The sequence below is a fragment of the Pseudomonas sp. Con_6 genome (genome assembly GCF_059379395.1).
Genome location: NZ_CM182011.1, coordinates 901,320 through 919,016, shown reverse-complemented (window position 1 = coordinate 919,016; position 17,697 = coordinate 901,320). Strand labels below are relative to the sequence as shown.

16 protein-coding genes are annotated in these 17,697 nt (G+C 64.8%); 10 read left to right on the top strand and 6 right to left on the bottom strand.

Features of this window, described 5'->3' with window-relative positions; translation table 11 throughout:
* Positions 1–131 precede the first annotated feature (131 nt).
* The 4 genes from AC5QPF_RS04245 (at position 132) to AC5QPF_RS04230 (ending at position 4,101) form a co-directional block, all read left to right on the top strand.
* Positions 132–434 carry a DUF3077 domain-containing protein gene (locus tag AC5QPF_RS04245; RefSeq protein ID WP_494962143.1) on the top strand — a complete coding sequence of 101 codons (303 nt, stop codon included), beginning with the start codon at positions 132–134 and terminating at the stop codon, positions 432–434.
* A gap of 229 nt (positions 435–663) precedes the next feature.
* Entirely contained in the window at positions 664–2,016 is a 1,353-nt protein-coding gene (locus AC5QPF_RS04240) for an amino acid permease (protein ID WP_494962142.1), read from the top strand.
* 142 nt (positions 2,017–2,158) lie between these two features.
* Positions 2,159–3,301 carry an AAA family ATPase gene (locus AC5QPF_RS04235; protein WP_494962141.1) on the top strand — a complete coding sequence of 381 codons (1,143 nt, stop codon included), beginning with the start codon at positions 2,159–2,161 and terminating at the stop codon, positions 3,299–3,301.
* A gap of 146 nt (positions 3,302–3,447) precedes the next feature.
* Positions 3,448–4,101 carry an HNH endonuclease family protein gene (locus AC5QPF_RS04230; RefSeq protein ID WP_494962140.1) on the top strand — a complete coding sequence of 218 codons (654 nt, stop codon included), beginning with the start codon at positions 3,448–3,450 and terminating at the stop codon, positions 4,099–4,101.
* A 24-nt stretch (positions 4,102–4,125) separates the two neighbouring features.
* Here AC5QPF_RS04230 and hrpB read toward each other — a convergent pair whose 3' ends face one another.
* Positions 4,126–6,645: an ATP-dependent helicase HrpB gene (hrpB, locus tag AC5QPF_RS04225; protein WP_494962139.1), complete on the bottom strand. Its 2,520-nt coding sequence runs from the start codon at positions 6,643–6,645 to the stop codon at positions 4,126–4,128.
* A gap of 118 nt (positions 6,646–6,763) precedes the next feature.
* Between hrpB and pmcY the strand changes: the two genes are divergently transcribed.
* Together pmcY and AC5QPF_RS04215 are read left to right on the top strand one after the other, a co-directional pair.
* On the top strand, positions 6,764–7,183 hold the full coding sequence (gene pmcY / locus AC5QPF_RS04220; protein WP_494962138.1) for a periplasmic Zn2+ metallochaperone PmcY: 420 nt from the start codon (positions 6,764–6,766) through the stop codon (positions 7,181–7,183).
* A 22-nt stretch (positions 7,184–7,205) separates the two neighbouring features.
* Positions 7,206–8,078 (top strand): cation diffusion facilitator family transporter, encoded by an 873-nt coding sequence (locus AC5QPF_RS04215; RefSeq protein ID WP_494962137.1) that lies wholly within the window; start codon positions 7,206–7,208, stop codon positions 8,076–8,078.
* Positions 8,079–8,145: 67 nt separating this feature from the next.
* On the opposite strand, the gene AC5QPF_RS04210 is transcribed toward AC5QPF_RS04215, so the two are convergent.
* Positions 8,146–8,970: a DUF6515 family protein gene (locus tag AC5QPF_RS04210; RefSeq protein WP_494962136.1), complete on the bottom strand. Its 825-nt coding sequence runs from the start codon at positions 8,968–8,970 to the stop codon at positions 8,146–8,148.
* Between the two features lie 399 nt (positions 8,971–9,369).
* Here AC5QPF_RS04210 and AC5QPF_RS04205 point away from each other — a divergent pair, with 399 nt between their 5' ends.
* The gene (locus AC5QPF_RS04205) at positions 9,370–9,846 is read left to right on the top strand and encodes an Lrp/AsnC family transcriptional regulator (protein ID WP_330073144.1); all 477 of its coding nucleotides are present in this window, start codon (positions 9,370–9,372) and stop codon (positions 9,844–9,846) included.
* 38 nt (positions 9,847–9,884) lie between these two features.
* The gene (locus tag AC5QPF_RS04200) at positions 9,885–10,091 is read left to right on the top strand and encodes a DUF2788 domain-containing protein (RefSeq protein WP_042123774.1); all 207 of its coding nucleotides are present in this window, start codon (positions 9,885–9,887) and stop codon (positions 10,089–10,091) included.
* Positions 10,092–10,094: 3 nt separating this feature from the next.
* Here the strand turns inward: AC5QPF_RS04200 and AC5QPF_RS04195 are convergent, their stop codons facing one another.
* The 4 genes from AC5QPF_RS04195 to AC5QPF_RS04180 all read right to left on the bottom strand — a co-directional run bounded on the left by AC5QPF_RS04195 (position 10,095) and on the right by AC5QPF_RS04180 (position 15,976).
* Positions 10,095–10,724, bottom strand: a complete 630-nt coding sequence (locus tag AC5QPF_RS04195) for a pseudouridine synthase (RefSeq protein ID WP_458975100.1) — start codon at positions 10,722–10,724, stop codon at positions 10,095–10,097.
* Between the two features lie 6 nt (positions 10,725–10,730).
* Positions 10,731–12,203, bottom strand: coding sequence for an AMP nucleosidase (gene amn / locus AC5QPF_RS04190; RefSeq protein ID WP_494962135.1), 1,473 nt, complete (start codon positions 12,201–12,203; stop codon positions 10,731–10,733).
* Positions 12,204–12,269: 66 nt separating this feature from the next.
* On the bottom strand, positions 12,270–13,922 hold the full coding sequence (locus AC5QPF_RS04185) for an acyl-CoA dehydrogenase family protein (RefSeq protein WP_494962134.1): 1,653 nt from the start codon (positions 13,920–13,922) through the stop codon (positions 12,270–12,272).
* An 80-nt stretch (positions 13,923–14,002) separates the two neighbouring features.
* Complete coding sequence (locus AC5QPF_RS04180; RefSeq protein ID WP_494962133.1) at positions 14,003–15,976, bottom strand: 7TM diverse intracellular signaling domain-containing protein; 1,974 nt, start codon at positions 15,974–15,976, stop codon at positions 14,003–14,005.
* Positions 15,977–16,235: 259 nt separating this feature from the next.
* Between AC5QPF_RS04180 and AC5QPF_RS04175 the strand changes: the two genes are divergently transcribed.
* Both AC5QPF_RS04175 and thiE read left to right on the top strand, forming a co-directional pair.
* Positions 16,236–17,033, top strand: coding sequence for a bifunctional hydroxymethylpyrimidine kinase/phosphomethylpyrimidine kinase (locus AC5QPF_RS04175; protein WP_494962132.1), 798 nt, complete (start codon positions 16,236–16,238; stop codon positions 17,031–17,033).
* A gap of 32 nt (positions 17,034–17,065) precedes the next feature.
* Entirely contained in the window at positions 17,066–17,692 is a 627-nt protein-coding gene (thiE, locus tag AC5QPF_RS04170) for a thiamine phosphate synthase (protein WP_494962131.1), read from the top strand.
* Positions 17,693–17,697: the final 5 nt, after the last annotated feature.

The window sequence follows — 17,697 nt, the reverse complement described above, 5'->3', positions numbered from 1 at the left end:
AAGAGTTGCCTAGTCTTGGCGGGTCGTTGATTTCCAGTGACCGGTTCTGACGGACCGTGCAAGTTGATTTCCTACCCGCACATAGCGGCCGACAGCCACTAGCGGGGTCTCGCACTTGCCAGTCGGACATCATGAAGAAAAAAGACATCGCCCTCCCCGACCTCACCACCACCTACACCGAATTCTGCTTCTGCGATGAAGGCGAAACAGCGCTGTTCGCCGTGCGTGATGGGGTGGAAATGAAGCATGCCCTTGAGCAACTCATGTCCCTGCTGCGCCTGGCCCATGAAAACAACTACCAGGCCAGCGAGATCGCCGAGGGCCGGCTGGCGAAGATGGTGCTGGCGACCCAGCACAGCCTGGAGGCCTCCAAGGCGATCGTTGCGTCACTGTTGAAGAGCATCGAACGGCAGGCGGTTTCGGGGGGATGCTGATGGCCCTATCGCTGGCTTGCCAGCGATGAGGCCCGAAAGAGCAACATCAGCACCCCACTTCCGTCAACCTGATTGGCATACCAGCAATCCCTCTTTGCACCACTGCAATGTTCTTTCCCCCCTCACACCGCTAGCCTAGGCCGCAAACACGGACCCATCGGCAGGTATCGCCACCTCACCCGTTCGCGATTCACGCGTGCAGCCCTATAAAAAATACAAAGGGACATCCATGACCAAGCAGCACTCCACGACAGCGGCCGCTGGCGACGATCAACTTCGCCGCGTGCTCGGCCTTCCGGCGCTCGTCTTCTTCGGCCTCGTCTACATGGTCCCGCTGACCATCTTCACCACCTACGGCATCGTCACCGAAACCACCGGTGGCCGCACCGCCGGCGCCTACCTGGTGACCCTGGCAGCCATGCTCTTCACCGCAGCTTCCTACGGCATCATGGTCAAGCGTTATCCAGTCGCAGGTTCGGCGTACTCCTACACCAACATCGCCTTCGGCCCGAACGTCGGCTTCCTCGCCGGCTGGTCGCTGCTGCTGGATTACCTGTTCCTGCCGATGATCAACTACCTGCTGATCGGCCTGTTCCTCAACATCGCCTTCCCCGCCGTGCCAGCCTGGGTGTTCGTCCTGGGTTCCATCGCCCTGGTGACCGTGCTCAATGTGATGGGCATCCGCTCGGTGGCCAAGGCCAGCAACCTGATCGTCGGCGCCCAGGTGATCTTCATCGGGGTGTTCGTCGCGCTGTCCTGCAACTCGCTGACCAGCGGCCCGGTGGACTGGCTGTCGCCGCTGACCGGTGATGGCAGCAAGCCCGGCTTCGACCCGATGATGGCCGGCGCCGCGGTGCTGTGCCTGTCGTTCCTGGGCTTCGATGCGGTCTCGACCCTGGCCGAGGAAACCCGCGATGCACGCCGCGACGTACCGCGGGCGATCATGCTCACCACCCTGGCCGCCGGCGCGCTATTCACCCTGCTGGCCTACCTCAGCCAGTTGGTGATCCCCGGCAGTCATTTCGAAAATACCGACGCCGCAGCCAACGAAGTGATGCTCAAGGTCGGTGGCCAGTTCCTCGCCAACTTCTTCACCGCGGCCTATGTCGCCGGCAGCCTCGGCTCGGCCCTGGCCTCGCAGGCCGCAGTGTCGCGGATCATCTACAGCATGGGCCGCGACAAGCTGCTGCCGGAGCGCTTCTTCGGCAGCCTGTCACCGCGCTTCGGCACGCCGATCAACGCCACCCTTCTGGTGTCCGTGGTGTCGCTGATCGCCCTGGTGATCAATCTGGAAACCCTCGCCTCGCTGATCAGCTTCGGCGCGCTGGTGGCCTTCTCGGCGGTGAACATGGCGGTGCTGCGCACCCACCTGCTGGGCAAGGCGCAGGACAGGAATGTGCTGCTGCACGGCGTGGTGCCGCTGGTGGGACTGGCCCTGACCCTGTGGCTGTGGACCAGCCTGTCCTCCCTGACCCTGAGCATCGGCCTGGGCTGGTTCGCCATCGGCGTGGCCTACCTGCTGGTACTGACCGGTGGTTTCCGGCGCAACGTCAAGGTCGCCGACTTCTCCGAAGCCGGCTGATATTCCCTCATCCTTGGGTGCTCGGCGAACGAGCACCCTGTTCCTTGCAAAGGCAATTAATTAGCCGCCGCTACATTCTCCCCGGTTGTTCCGTAAACTGTGTCGATCGACTCAAAGACATCGGACTTACAGGAGACCGCCCATGCTGAACAGTCTCAAGCTGGAGGGCATCGGCCCCGCGAAGCGGTTGGCCGTTGACTTCAAGCCACGCTTGAACTTTCTGACTGGCGACAACGGACTGGGCAAAAGCTTCGTGCTGGATATCGCATGGTGGTCGCTGACCCGTACCTGGGCCCGTGACGTAGTCGCAGCACCCCGGTCCGATGCTGAAAAGTCGAATATCGAGTACGTCTATAGCGGTAGCGCAGGGCCGTTCTCCTACAAAAGCCGGTTCGACCATCAGGCCCAGCAGTGGTCGGTGAAACAAAGTCGTCCTGCCGTACCCGGTGTCGTGATCTACGCCGGGGTGGATGGCAGCTTCTCGGTGTGGGACCCCGCACGCAATTACTGGAAGGGAGACAAGGAGAACGCCGCCTCTCCCGACCGCCCGCGCAGCTTCGACTTCAGTCCCGATGACGTCTGGAATGGCCTGCTCTCCAGTGATGGCAAGACACAGCTGTGCAACGGCCTGATCAATGACTGGGTGCTCTGGCAGGAGGGCCGCAAGGACGCCTTCGCTGACCTGACCAAGGTGCTGGATGCCTTGTCCCCTTCCGGTATGGAAAAGCTGATTCCGGGCGAACCCATGCGAGTAGGCTCCAGCGTCAAGGAAATCCCGTCGCTGCGCATGCCCTATGGCCAGGATGTGCCCCTGACCCACGCCTCGGCCGGGATGCGACGCATCGCGGCCCTCGCCTACCTCCTGGTCTGGACCTGGCGCGAGCATCAACTGGCCTGCAAGCAATACCGGGTCAACCCGGCCCGGGAAATCATCTTCCTCATCGATGAAATCGAGTGTCACCTGCACCCGCAATGGCAGCGCCGCATCGTACCCGCCTTGCTCAATGTGATGCGGGCCCTGACGGGCAGCAGGGATGTGCCGGTGCAATTGCTGGCAGCCACTCACTCGCCGCTGGTGCTGGCCTCGGTCGAGCCGGAGTTCGACCCGGAGCAGGATTGTATCTGGGACTTCGACATGGTCGATGGGCAGGTCAAGGTGGCGCTTTATCCATATTCACGCAAAGGCAGCGTGAATGCCTGGCTGACGTCGTCCGTGTTCGATCTCAAGGAAGCTGCGTCCGTGGATGCCGAAGAGGCGCTTGAAAAAGCTCGGGCGTTCTTGTGAGAGGTGGCAAGCAATCCACGGCCGCTGACGGCAACCCGCAAGAAAGAGCTGATGAAGATCGACAAGGATCTTCGCGCAAGCCTCAGTGATGTGGATTCGTTCTGGATTCGCTGGAGCCAGTTCCGTGAGCAGCAGGAAGCGGAGGCATGATTCCGGTCGTACTGGCGGCAGAGCCTGATACGTTCGAAGACCTGGTACGCAAGCCGGGACTGCGCGCAATCGACGAACTTGCGGGCATTCCGGGCTTGCCCACACGCCGCGGCCGTCCGCGAAAGCCGGTCGCCGCACGGCGTGAGGATATCCCGCCAGACAAATTTCCGGACTTCTGGACGGAGGCATTGCCTGCCCTGCGGACAGCCTACAATCACGTCTGCGGCTATATCTGCGTATACATCGAGCCTGTTACCGGTGCCGCATCCGTCGATCATATGCTTCCAAAATCTCGTGCATGGGATGAAGTCTACGAATGGCGCAACTACCGGCTTGCCTGCTCGCTGATGAACAGCCGGAAGAATGACTATCAGGATGTGCTCGATCCTTTCGAGGTCGCGGATGACTGGTTTCAGATCGAACTGGTGGGCTACCAGGTAATCGCAAGAGTCGATCTGGACACTCCGACCAAGGAGAAGGTGCAATCCACCATCACCCGCCTGAAGCTCAACGATGCGGACTGCCTGAAATTGCGGGAAGACTATGCCGGCAATTACTTCGAGGGGCATATCTCGCTTGACTACCTGCGTCGCCGAGCTCCCTTCCTGGCTCTTGAAATCGAAAGACAGGGAATGGTCCGGCCAGCCTGATTCGGCTGGCCTCTTTCTCGTCACTCAAGTCCCGCGCGGCTTGGCCCGCGCGGTGGCCTCCGCCACCAGCGGATCATCCGGCCAGTAGTGCTTCGGATACCGCCCCTTCAGATCCTTCTTCACCTCGGCATAGGTACTGCGCCAGAAGTTGGCCAGGTCCTGGGTCACCTGCACCGGACGACGCGCCGGCGACAGCAGATGCAGGAGGACTTTCTGCCGGCCTTGGGCGATACGCGGCGTATCCGCCAGCCCGAACAGCTCCTGCATGCGCACCGCCAGCACCGGCGGGTGCTCGCTGTAATCCACGCGGATATTCGAACCGGACGGCACACCGATATGCACCGGCGCCCATTCATCGAGGCGCTGCGGCAGCGGCCAGGGCAGAAGGTTGCGCAGGATCGAGGACAGGTCGAGGTTGGCGAAATGGCTGAGGCGGGTGACCTTGCCCAGGTAGGGTTGCAGCCAGTCCGCGAGACTCGCCAGCAGGGCGTCGTCGCTCAGGTCCGGCCATTCGCTGGTGCCGGCGCCGGCCAGGTCCAGCTCGCGCAGCAAGGCCACCCGCGCTTGCCACTGGCGCAGTTCCGGCGTCCACGGCAGCAGGGCCAGGCCCTTGCGCCGAACCAGATCGAGCAGCGCTCTTGCCCGGGCATCGTCGTCGAGACCGGTCAACGGTTCACGGCTGAGGATCAGTTCGCCGACCTTGCGCTGCCGCTCGGCACGCAGGACGTTTTCCTTTTCATCCCATTCCAGTTGCTCGACTACGTTGACCTGTTCGGCCAGCACCTTGTCGAACAGTGTCGGATCGAGTTCGGCAGCCAGGTAGATGCGCTCCTCACGCTGTCCCTGACGACTGCCAAGGTCGGCGACCACCAGCCACGCTTCCTTCATCAATGCATCGACTTCGCCGAACTGCGCGGCACGGCCGTTGGCCAGACGATATTCCGCGCCGCCGGCACGGCGCTGCTGGGCGACGCGATCGGGATAGGCCAGCGCCAGCAGCGCGCCAAGCCAGCGCGGATGATCCGGATCGGCCACCGCCGCGCCGGGCTTGTCGCGCAGGAAGCCGCGGTATTGCCGGGCCAGTTGCCTGGCTCGCTGCACGCCGCCCTGACTGCCGCGGGCGGCGCGAGTCTCGCCGCTGAGCAGGCTCAGGCGGCTGTGCAGGTCGGCGCCGGCACCACGGAGGATGTCGCGCTCGCCGAGCAAGGCGGCGACATCACAGGCCATGGCGGTCAGGCCAAGGTCCTGGCCGCGTAGCAACAAGTGGGCGATACGCGGATGGGCTGGCAGTTCGGCCATGGCCTGGCCATGAGCGCTCAGGCGGTCGTCGACCAGAGCACCGAGCCGACGCAGCAGGTCCTGGGCCTGGCCGTAGGCGGAGGCCGGCGGCACGTCGAGCCAGCGCAGATCCCCAGGCGTCACGCCCCAGCGGCTGATTTGCAGGGCCAGGCCGGCGAGGTCGGCCTGGAGGATTTCCGCGCTGCCATAAGCGGCCAGTTGTTCATGCTGGGCTTGCGACCACAGGCGATAACACACGCCGGGCTCCAGTCGCCCCGCCCGTCCGGCACGCTGGGTGGCGCTGGCGCGGGAGATGCGCTGGGTGTCGAGGCGGGTCATGCCGCTGCCCGGGTCGAAGCGCGGCACCCGGGCGAGGCCGGCGTCGATCACCACGCGCACACCGTCGATGGTCAGGCTGGTCTCGGCGATGTTGGTCGCCAGCACCACCTTGCGCGTGCCCGCCGGCGCCGGCTCGATGGCGGCGCGCTGGGCGCAGAGGTCGAGTTCGCCATGCAGCGGGCAGAGCAGGATGTCGGCGCGTTCGCCCACGGTGTCCTGCAACGACTGGTGTACCCGACGAATCTCCGCCTGGCCCGGGAGGAACACCAGCAGGCTGCCGCTCTGTTCCTCCAGCGCCTGCAGCACGGTCTCGGTGACGCGCGGTTCAATGTACTCGCCAGCCTGGAATGGCCGGCCCCAACGCATTTGCACCGGGAACATGCGACCTTCGCTGCTGATCACCGGGGCATCGTCGAGCAGCGCGGACAGGCGTTCGCCTTCCAGGGTCGCGGACATCAGCAGAATCTTTAGCGGCGGCTCGTCGCGCAGCAGTTCGCGGCCATTGAGACTCAGGGCCAGGGCGAGATCGGCGTCGAGACTGCGCTCGTGGAATTCGTCGAAGATCAGCAGGCCGACGCCGTCCAGCGCCGGATCATCCTGCAGGCGACGGGCGAGGATACCCTCGGTGACCACTTCGATGCGGGTGCGCGGGCCGACCTTGCTGTCCAGGCGAATGCGGTAGCCCACGGTTTCCCCGACCTTCTCGCCCAGTTCGCTGGCCAGGCGCTCGGCGGCGGCACGGGCGGCCAGGCGGCGTGGCTCGAGCATGAGGATCGTCTGTCCCGCCAGCCAGGGTTCGTTCAGCAGCGCCAGCGGCACGCGGGTGGTCTTGCCGGCACCGGGTGGCGCTTCGAGCACGGCTTCATGGCGCTGGGCCAAAGCTTCGCGCAGTGCTGGCAGTACGACATCGATCGGTAAGGAAATCATGGTAGCCCTCAAAGAGTGGGGCGAGTATAACGGCGAACCCAGCCTGCCCTATCATGGTCTTATCCACTGAAGCCGGCCTTTTGCCGGTATCGTTGCGGCTTTCTTGCGGAGACTTTCAATGCGTATTACTTCCCGTGTCACTGGCGGCATCCTGGTCGCAACCCTGCTGACCCAGCTCACGGCCTGCGGCACCCTGTTCTACCCCGACCGCCGCGGCCAGATCGAAGGCAAGGTCGACCCGGTGATCGTCGCCCTCGACGCCATCGGCATCCTCTTCTACGTCATCCCCGGCCTGATCGCCTTCGGCGTCGACTTCGCCACTGGCGCCATCTACCTGCCAGGCGGCACCACCGCGCAGGTCGCGCCGCAAACCCTGAAGCAGGCCATCGGCGCCGACGGCAAGGTGGACAACACCCGCCTGCAGGCCATCCTCGAAAGCGAGCTGGGCCAGCGTCTGCCGCTGAACGACCCGCGTCTGATCCAGCACAGCGGCAGCGTCGAGCAACTGGCGATGTACGGCCTGGTACCGGCAGCTTGATCCCTCCTTGCAAGGAAGCACCATGACCACTACCGCCAGCGAACATGCTCGCCTGCTACGCCTCGCCACCAGTGCCTCGCTGACGGTGGCCTGCATCCTCATCGTCAGCAAGGCGATCGCCTGGTGGTTGAGCGGTTCGGTAAGCCTGCTGGCCGGCCTCACCGACTCGCTGCTGGACGGCGCGGCGTCACTGCTCAACCTGCTGGCAGTGCGTTATGCGTTGCGGCCGGCGGATGAAGATCACCGCTACGGACACGGCAAGGCCGAGGCGCTGGCGGGGATGGCGCAGGCGTTGTTCATCGGGGTCAGTGCGGTGCTGATCGCGTTCCAGGCGTTCGAGCGGTTGCGGGATCCGCAGCCGCTGGGCAATGCCAGCGTAGGGGTGGCGGTGATGGTGTTGTCGCTGGTACTGACCGTGGCGCTGCTGATGGTGCAGGGCCGGGTGATCCGCATCACCGGCTCCACAGCGGTGCGCGCCGACTCACTGCATTACCGTTCCGACCTGTTGCTCAACGGCAGCATCCTGGTGGCGCTGCTATTGGCGACGTTCGGCTTCCCGCAACTGGATGCGTTCTTCGGCCTGGGGATCGCGCTTTATATCTTCTGGAGTGCGCTGACCATCGCCCGGGAAAGTTTCGCCACCTTGATGGATGAAGAACTGCCGGCAGATGTCAGCGAGCGCATGCTGGCATTGGTCTGCGCAGTGCCGGGGGTGGTGGGGGCGCATGATTTGCGCACGCGGGTGTCGGGGAGTCGCTGGTTCGTGCAGGTGCATCTGGAGTTGCCGGGGGACCTGCCGCTGACCCGGGCGCACGGGTTGTGCGATGAAGCAGCGGCGGCGATCAGCAAGGTGTATCCGCGGGCCGAGGTGCTGGTGCATGCCGACCCGGTCTAGCGGTTGATCTCTCGGGCCTCATCGCGGGCAAGCCAGCGATGAAGGCCCTCACAGTCAGCAAAAGACCTCAGTTGACGCTATACCCCCGCCCCGCCATACAGGCCCCCATTGCCCGCCGATAGGTATCCGCCACCTGCGCCGGTGGCGCCTGGTTGGCGTAGGACGGGTCGAAGCCGCTCTGATCCACCGCCCAGCGATGACACTGGTAGCGATCCTGCTCGACCTGCTGCGGCGACTGCCCCTGCATCGGGTAGGCGATCACGTCGTAACCGCCCTGCGCAGGCACCGGCTGCTGCACCTGCGGCGGGTTGACCACCACGTATTCACGGCTGTCCTGCAGATACTGGTAATAGGTGTCCGCCACCAGGAAGAACAGCGCCCCACCGATCCACATTTCCCGCGCGTAGTCCGGCAGGTAGGTTACCCGCACGCCGTAAGGCGGGGTCACGACCACATAGCCAGAGCCATGCGGGCGATACCAGTAGCCACCAGAGTAGAAATAGTCCTGTCCGCGATACGGTACTTTCCAGTAGCGATCAGGGAAACGGTCGATGGCATGCCCTGGCCGGTACTGCGGCCCCGGTCCCCAGCCATTGCCATGACCGCTCGGGCGCCCTGCCCAGTTCGGCTGCTCGCCGCGCGGGCCGTTCTGCCAGTGCTGGTTGCCGTCGTTGCGCCGGGGGATGTCCTGGTAATAGCCTTGCCGCGGTTGCTGGGTCTGCCAGACCTCACCGGGCTTGGACTGCAGGGGCGAACCGGAAGGCCGTTGCTCGTTTTCACCCCGACCCTGGCCCTGATGCTCGCCGCGATGGTCATACTCGCCTTCGGCATGGACGTTCAGGCTCAGACACAGCAGGCCGACGGCTGCCAATGGCCAGATACGCGATTTCATGCTGTTCCTCTGTCTACCCAAGAGTGATCTTGCGACCACTCTAGCAGGCGGAATTGACGTCGGCAGGTGAAATCTCGGACAGAAAAAAAGGCGGCCCCTGAGGGCCGCCTTTCGCGAAACTTGTCCTGGCTCGACGCTTGTGACGCCGGCTCACCTCACACCTGTCTTGTGGACCGTGTGTAGCCCGGGGGCCGAGCACAACCCTGTGGGATTGCTGGCCGCGACCGTCCTGCTTGGGTCGGTCGCCGTGGACATGTGTCCGGGCAGTGATTCTGGAAATAATGATAGGAAAACCGCGCCGGCAGAGGATTGCGAAGATTGCGGAGAAAAACACCACTTGCGCAATTTTTCTCCAAATATTAATAATTGTCAGCAATTCATACAGAAAAGGCCTGATCCATGAGCAAGCTGGACCGCTATGACCTGAGCATCCTCGCCGAATTGCAGCGCGACGCGCGCATCTCCAACCAGGAACTGGCCGAGCGCATCGGGTTGTCGCCATCGCCGTGCTCGCGGCGGGTCAAGCAACTGGAAGACGACGGCTTCATCTCCCGCCAGGTAGCACTGCTCGACCGCAAGAAACTCGGCCTGAGCCTGACCGCCTACGTGCTGATCGGCATGGACCGCCACACCCCCGAACGCTTCGAGACCTTCGAGGCGGCGATCCGCAGCCTGCCGCAGGTGCTGGAGTGCAGCCTGGTCACCGGGATGGACGCCGACTACCAGCTCAAGGTGGTAGTGCCGGACATGGACCATTACCAGAAACTGCTGCTCGGCCACCTCACCCGCATCGAGGGTGTCACCAGCGTTCGCTCGAGTTTTGTCCTGAATCAAGTCCTGGCCAGTACCGAGCTGCCCCTGACTCACCTGCGATAGGCGTATAATCCGGCGCCTCACGCCGCCGGAGAGTAACGATGGATCCTGTGCTGTTCGAAGAGTGGATGATGACCATCCTGGTCTCCATCCTGATTGCCTTCATGGGCTTTATCGTCTACGACCTGGCGAAGAAGTCCAAGGCCGGTAAATTCGGCACCTTCATCCTGTTCTTCGTGCTCGGCCTGGGGATCTTCGCCTTCATCGTGAAGAGCGTGGTGATCACCTATATCGAGATGAACAAGTAGGTCTCAGCGCTTCGCTGGCACTTCCTTCCACTGGCCGGGTTCGAGCCCGTCCAGTGTCCAGTCGCCGATCCTGACCCGTACCAGACGCAGGGTCGGCAATCCCACCGCCGCGGTCATTCGTCGCACCTGGCGGTTGCGCCCTTCCTTGATGATCAGTTCCAGCCAGCTGGTGGGCACGCTCTTGCGAAAACGCACCGGCGGGTTGCGCGGCCACAGCTCGGGCTCGTCCAGTTGCCGGGCCTGGGCCGGCAGGGTCGGACCGTCGTTCAGCTCGACACCATCGCGCAAGCGCTGGATCTGCTCCGCGCTCGGCTCGCCCTCCACCTGCACCCAATAGGTCTTCGGCAGCTTGTGCTTGGGATCGGCGATGCGCGCCTGCAACTGGCCGTCGTTGGTCAGCAGCAGCAGGCCTTCGCTGTCACGGTCGAGGCGCCCGGCGGGATAGACCCCGGGCACGGCGATGAAATCCTTGAGGGTCGCCCGCCCCTCGCCGTCGCTGAACTGGGTCAGGACGTCGAAAGGCTTGTTGAATAGAAGCAAGCGCGGCTCGGCCGGCGGCGCCTTGGCTTGGCGTCGCGGACCGGCGGGCTTTGCCGCGGGGCGGCGCGGCGTGGAGCGTGGGGGTAACGGCATGAAACCTCAGCGGAACGGCGGCTCGTCAAAACTGCGCAGTTTACGCGAGTGCAGCGAGTTGAGTTCGGTGCGCAGCAGGTCGAGGGCGGCGATGCCGATCTTCAGGTGCTGGCTGACCGCGCGGTTGTAGAAGGCGTTGGCCGCCCCCGGCAACTTGATCTCGCTGTGCAGCGGCTTGTCGGACACGCACAGCAGCGTGCCGTACGGCACCCGCAGACGATAGCCCTGGGCGGCGATGGTGCCGCTTTCCATGTCCACGGCAACGGCCCGCGACAGGTTGATCAGCGGCCGTTCCTCGGCCCAGCGCAGTTCCCAGTTGCGGTCGTCGTAGGTCAGCACGGTGCCGGTGCGCAGGCGTTTTTTCAGTTCGTCGCCACGCTCGCCGGTGACCTGCGCCGCCGCTTCCTGCAGGGCCAGCTGCACCTCGGCCAGGGCCGGGATCGGGATGTTCGGCGGCACCACGCGATCGAGGATGCCGTCGCGGCGCATGTAGGCGTGGGCCAGCACGTAGTCACCGATGGTCTGCGACTGCCGCAGGCCGCCGCAGTGGCCGATCATCAGCCAGCAGTGCGGACGCAGCACCGCCAGGTGGTCGGTGATGTTCTTGGCGTTGGACGGACCGACACCGATGTTGACCAGGGTGATGCCGTCGCCATCAGCGGCAATCAGGTGGTAGGCCGGCATCTGGTAGCGGTGCCACACCACCCCGGCCACCAGCGCCTGGGCCTCGCCGTTATCCATCGATTTCTCGATGATCACATTGCCCGGGAGGACCATGCGCACGAAACGCGGATCTTCGCGCAGGCGCTCAAGGCCGTGGGTGATGAACTGGTCGACATAGCGGTGGTAGTTGGTCAGCAGAATCCACGGTTGCACATGGCGCCAGTCGCTGCCGGTGTAGTGCACCAGGCGGCGCAGCGAGAAGTCCACCCGCGCGGCGTCGAACAGCGCCAGCGGCAGGGTGTCGGCCTTGCCCCAGTCGTACAGGCCGTCGGCGATACCGTCGGTGGCGGCGGACAGGTCGGTACTCGGAAACACCCGCGCCAGCGCCGCGGCGGTGATGCCGGAGCCGGCCAGTTCATCGCCCTGCTCGACCACGTAGGGATAAGGGATGTTCTGGTCGCTGACGCCGACTTCGACACGCACGGTGAAGTCGCTCATCAGCGGCCGCAACTGATCCAGCAGGTAGCCGCGGAAGGCCGCCGGGTGGGTCACGGTGACGCTGTAGGTGCCCGGTAACTGCACCTTGGCGTAGGCCCGGGTGGTCGCGGGCACTTCGCCATGGCAGTGGTAGGTCAGGCGCAGCTCGGGATAGCGGAACAGCGAGCGCTCTTCGGCATCCGGCTCGGTACGGTCCTTGAGGTAGCGCTTGAGCGCCTGGCTCAGGGCCGCAGTAGCGGTTTCATGCAGGGCCGCGAGGCGATCGACGGCCTGCTCGGCGGTTTCCACGACAACGAAAGCTTCATCGAAACGGGTCACTGGTTACTTCCTGTCTGACATGCAGGTTTCCATCTTGCCTACATCCGATTGCAAAGGCACGTACGTTCACAACGGCCAGACCGGCGTCGCCCGCTGTACCAGCGCGGCAACATCGATGCCCCGTGGCAAGGTGCCATAGACCCGGCCGCCCTGGCCCAGGCGACTGCCGATGAAGGCATCGCTGACCGTAGCGTTGCCTGCCTCCAGCAAAAGCTTGGCTTGCAGGCCGATGGCAATGTCCTCGGTCAGTTGGCGGGCTCGGTACTGGATATCGCCAGTGTCGGCGAAGGCGGCCTTGAGACCGGCGATATGGGCAGCCAGGCGGCGATCACCATGGCCGTCACCCAGTTCGATGAACAGGCTTTCCAATACCCCCGGCTCCTTGGACAGGGCACGCAGCACATCCAGGCACTGCACGTTGCCGGAACCTTCCCAGGTGGAGTTCACCGGCGCCTCGCGATACAGGCGCGGGAGGATGCTGTCCTCGACGTAGCCGGCGCCGCCCATGCATTCGGCCGCCTCGTTGATCATGGCGGGGGCCCGCTTGCAGATCCAGTACTTGCCCACCGCCGTGACCAGCCGCGAGAAGTGCGCCTGCTGCGGATCGTCGAGGTGATCGAGGGCCTGGCCCATGCGCAGGCTCAGGGCCAGCGCCGCTTCGCTTTCCAGGGCGAGGTCGGCGAGCACGTTCTGCATCAGCGGCTGCTCGGCCAGGACCCGGCCGCCTACCGAGCGATGGGCGCAGTGGTGCGCGGCCTGGGTCAGGGCCTGGCGCATCAGGGCGCTGGAACCGACCATGCAGTCGAAGCGGGTCATGGCCACCATCTCGATGATGGTCGGCACGCCACGGCCTTCCTCGCCGATCATCCAGGCCAGGGCACCACGGAATTCCACTTCGCTGGAGGCGTTGGACCAGTTGCCCAGCTTGTTCTTCAGGCGCTGGATGTAGAACTGGTTGCGCTGGTCGTCCGGGCGATGGCGCGGCAGGAGGAAGCAGCTCAGGCCCTTGTCGGTCTGCGCCAGGGTGAGGAAGGCATCGCACATCGGCGCCGAGCAGAACCACTTGTGGCCCACCAGTTCATAGGCCTGGCCCGGGCCCGGCGCGCCCACCGGGTAAGCGCGGGTGGTGTTGGCGCGGACATCGGTGCCGCCTTGCTTCTCGGTCATGGCCATGCCGATGGTCACGCCGGCCTTGTGCCGATCGCCGACATTGCGCGGGTCGTATTCGGTGGCGAGGACCTTGGGCAGCCAGTACTCGGCCAACTCCGGCTGCAGCTTCAGGGCCGGCACGGCGGCGAAGGTCATGGTCAACGGACAGCCGCTGCCGGCTTCGGCCTGGCTGTGCAGGTAGGTCAGGCTGGCGCGGGCGACATGGGCGCCGTCCTGCGGCTCGCGCCACGGCAGGGACGGCAGGCCGTGCTCGATGGCCGTGCGCATCAGCTGGTGATACGCCGGGTGGAACTCCACCAGGTCGATGCGGTGACCGAAGCGGTCATGGCTGGCGAACTGCGGCTTGTTCTGGTTGGCGAGGAAACCGGCCTCCATCAGCGGTCCGCCGGCCAGGGCCCCGTACGCATCGATCCGCGCCTCGGCCCAACCGGCCCCGAACCTGCGCCCCCACTCCTGCAGCGGCAGGTCGAGGCGGTAGAGGTTGGCACCGTCGAGGGGCGGCGGCTGGTTGGTCACTTCGTGGGTTTCAGCGTACTGATGCAGGTTCATCCGAGGCTCCTGATCGATAGGACGTGTCTGAAAAATCCAGTGAATCACGCCCACCCCCTGACACAAAGTGACAAAAACGCCTAACCCGGTGCGATTTGTCCCCTGTCCAGCGGCACCGCGACGGCCAGCGCCACGCTCAGCTCAAAGCTGCTGCCCTGCCCCGGTACCGAGCTGTGGCGCAGATGCGCGCCGAGCAGTTCGGCGAGCTTGCGGCAGATCGCCAGACCGATTCCCAGGCCGCCGTATTCACGGCTCATGGAGCCGTCGACCTGGAAGAAGCGCTGGTACAGCAGGGCGTCATCGAGGTTGACGAAGCCTATGCCGCTGTCGCGCACCGTGCAGGTCAGCGCCAGCACCTGCTGACTGGCGTGGCCCCGCACCTGCAGGCTGACGCCTCCGCGGTGGGTGAACTTGATGCCGTTGTCCAGCAAATAGCCCAGGCACAGCGCCAACTTGCGCCGGTCGCCAAGCAGGCGGTCCGGCAGGTCGTCGGCAACATCCAGATGCAGCAACAGGTCCTTGTCCATGGCTGGCGAGATGAAGCGCGTGCGCAACTCCTGGACCAGTCCGCGCAGGCTGAAGGCGTCGTTCTGGGCTTGCAGGCGCCCGGCCTGGAGTTCGCTGAGGATAAGGATGTCGTCGACCATGCGCATCATGTCCTGCGCCGCGATACTGGCAGTGTGCTGATACAGACCGAGTTCCGCGCCCATGGGCAGGGTCTGCATCAATTCCAGGGAGCCGATCACCCCATTCATCGGCGTGCGCAGCTCGTGGGTGACGGTGGCGAGGAACTGGTCCTTGAGGTGGTTGCTGTGGGCCAGTTGCTGGTTGAGCGATTTCAGCTTGTTGCCGGTGTCGCGTAACACCCGGGCGCGCTCCTCGCGCATGGCGTTGATCCGGTCGGCAAGGGCCAGGGACAACAGGCACACCTCCACAGCCGCGCCAATCTGGCTGGCGTACATGGTCAGGAAGATGTTCGGCAGATGGCCCAGGACCATCAGGGTGTTGACCAGCCCGCCCAGCAGGAAGGCCGACCAGGCGATGATGAAATAGCGTGCCACGCGCAAACCTCGCCACCAGGCGAACAGCCCGGCGGCGAAGATGCACAGGGTGAAAGCCAGAGCCAGCAGAGTGGCCAGGCGCAAGGCCAGGCCATAGCCAGACGCCAGCGCCATGACCATCACCAGCGCCGAACAGGTCACCAGGCCTTGCAGGACCCGATCGAACGCCCGGCTATGGCGGGCCATCTGCAGGAAGCGGCGAGCGAACTGACAGCCGCACAGCCCCGCCGCGCCGATGAACAACGGCGTGGCGGCGTTCGCCCACCACGGGCTGGACGGCCAGAAATAGGCGACCGCGGCGCCGTTGACCGACAACTGGTAGAGACCGAACGAGGCGATATAGAGGATGTACCAGAGGTAACTGGTGTCGCGCACGCTGAGGTAGATGAACAGGTTGTAGACCAGCATGCCCAAGAGCACGCCGTAAATCAGCCCGAGTACGTAGATCTTCGCCGGCTGCGCCTCGATGTAGGCCTGGGTCGACCACAGGCTGAGCGGTGCCTGGATGGAACCTTCGCTTTGCAGACGCAGGTAGGCAGTCAGGGACTGGTCCGGACGCATTGGCAACTCGAACAGGTAGTTGCCCTGCTCGATCTGCCGGCTGGCGTAGGGCAAGGCATCGCCGGTGCGCTGCACCAAGCGATACTGACCATTGGCGTCCGCCAGGTAGAGTTCGAGATGGTCCAGCGGTGGATAGGCCAGTTCCAGCAACCAGATGCGCGGCGCGGCCTCGGGCATGGCGAGGTAGTGAAGGTCGACCTTGAGCCAGAACACCGAGGACGAGTAGCCGGCGTTGAGCACCTCAGCGTGGTGCGGCTTGAATTGACGGGCAAAGGACGGCGCGCTGACCTGCGCGATGGAGGCACTGCCATCCGGGTCCTCGAACACCTGCATGACGCGGCCCAGGGACAGGTTTCGGGTCGAGTCGTCGATGTCGACGGCCCCGGCCAGCAAGGGCAGCCAGCCCAGCAGAACGATCAGCAGATAGCGCATACAGCCCCAGCGTGGCCCAGCGGTCGCGTCGCGTTACCTCCAGTCCCTTGAGGCGACGGGATCCGCCGGTGCCTGATGTCATTTTCAAAGCGCGCTAGCATAGCCGTTTCGCCCGAGCGGCAGCCAGGCAAAAATCGACAGCAGCGGCTCTACCACGGTCATTTCAGCGAATCCAGCGAAATGACCTGACCAATCGATCAGAAAGCTCCGCAACGACGGCCGTCCCGCCCCCGGCGTTTGGTGGTAAGCTCGCGCACCTATGAATACCTACAGCTCCCGCCCCGTTGTCCTCTGTCTCTCCGGCCACGACCCCAGTGGCGGCGCCGGCCTGCAGGCAGATATCGAAGCCCTGATCGCCCAAGGCTGTCACGCCGCTCCGGCCGTGACCGCCCTGACCGTGCAGGATACCGTCAATGTGCAAGATTTCCGCGTGCTCGACCGCGAGTGGGTGCTGGCCCAGGCCAACATCGTCCTCGCCGACTCGCAGGTCGCCGCCGTCAAGCTGGGCATGCTCGGCTCGCTGGAAATGGTCGACACCGTCGTCGAGCTGATCAGCGCCCATCCGCACCTGCCGCTGGTCTGCGACCCAGTGCTGCGCGCCGGTGGTGGCGGCCGCCTGGGCAAGGACGAAGTCGGCTACGCCATGCGCGAGCGCCTGCTGCCGCTGGCCACCATCGCCACGCCGAACCTGCCGGAAGCGCGCATCCTCGCCGAACTGCCGGACGGCAGCGCCGACGAATGCGCGGAGAAGCTGCTGCCCTTCGTCGAGCACCTGCTGATCACCGGCGGCCACGGCGACGAAACCGAGATCCACAACCGCCTGTACAGCCGCGACGGCCAGCGCCACACCTGGACCTGCCAGCGCCTGCCGGGCAGCTATCACGGCTCCGGCTGCACCCTGGCCAGCGCCCTGGCCGGTCGCCTGGCCCTGGGCGAGCAACTGCAAAGCGCCGTGCGCTCGGCCCTGGACTACACCTGGCGGACCCTGCGCGACGCCGAACAACTGGGCAAGGGCCAGTACGTGCCCCGCCGCCTGCCCCTGGATTTCTGTTCCTGACAATCAATGATGAACGCTGTGAGGCGCCTGTGATGAAGCTCCGCGGTTTGTATGCCATCACCGACAGCCAGTTGCTGGCCGGGCGGTTTCTTCCTTATGTCGAAGCGGCCCTGGATGGCGGCGTGACCCTGCTGCAATACCGCGACAAGAGCGACAACCAGGCGCAACGACTGCGTGAGGCCGAAGCCCTGCTGCACCTGTGCGAGCGCTACAAGACCCGCCTGATCATCAACGACGACGCCGAACTGGCCGCGCGCCTCGGCGTCGGCGTGCACCTGGGGCAGACCGACGGCCCGCTGACCCCGGCGCGCACCTTGCTCGGCAAGGACGCAATCATCGGCTCCACCTGCCACGCCCGGCTCGACCTGGCCGAGCAGGCCGCCGCCGAAGGCGCCAGCTATGTCGCCTTCGGGCGCTTCTTCAACTCGGTGACCAAGCCCGGCGCGCCAGCGGCCGACCTGGCCCTGCTGGGCGAGGCCAAGGCCCGGGTCAAGCTGCCGATCACGGTGATCGGCGGCGTGACCCTGGACAACGCCCCGCCGCTGGTCGAGCACGGTGCCGACCTGCTGGCGGTGATCCACGGCCTGTTCGGCGCCGATAGCGCCCAGGAAGTCACCCGTCGCGCGCGCGCCTTCAACGCCCTGTTCCCTAATTCCTGATTCGA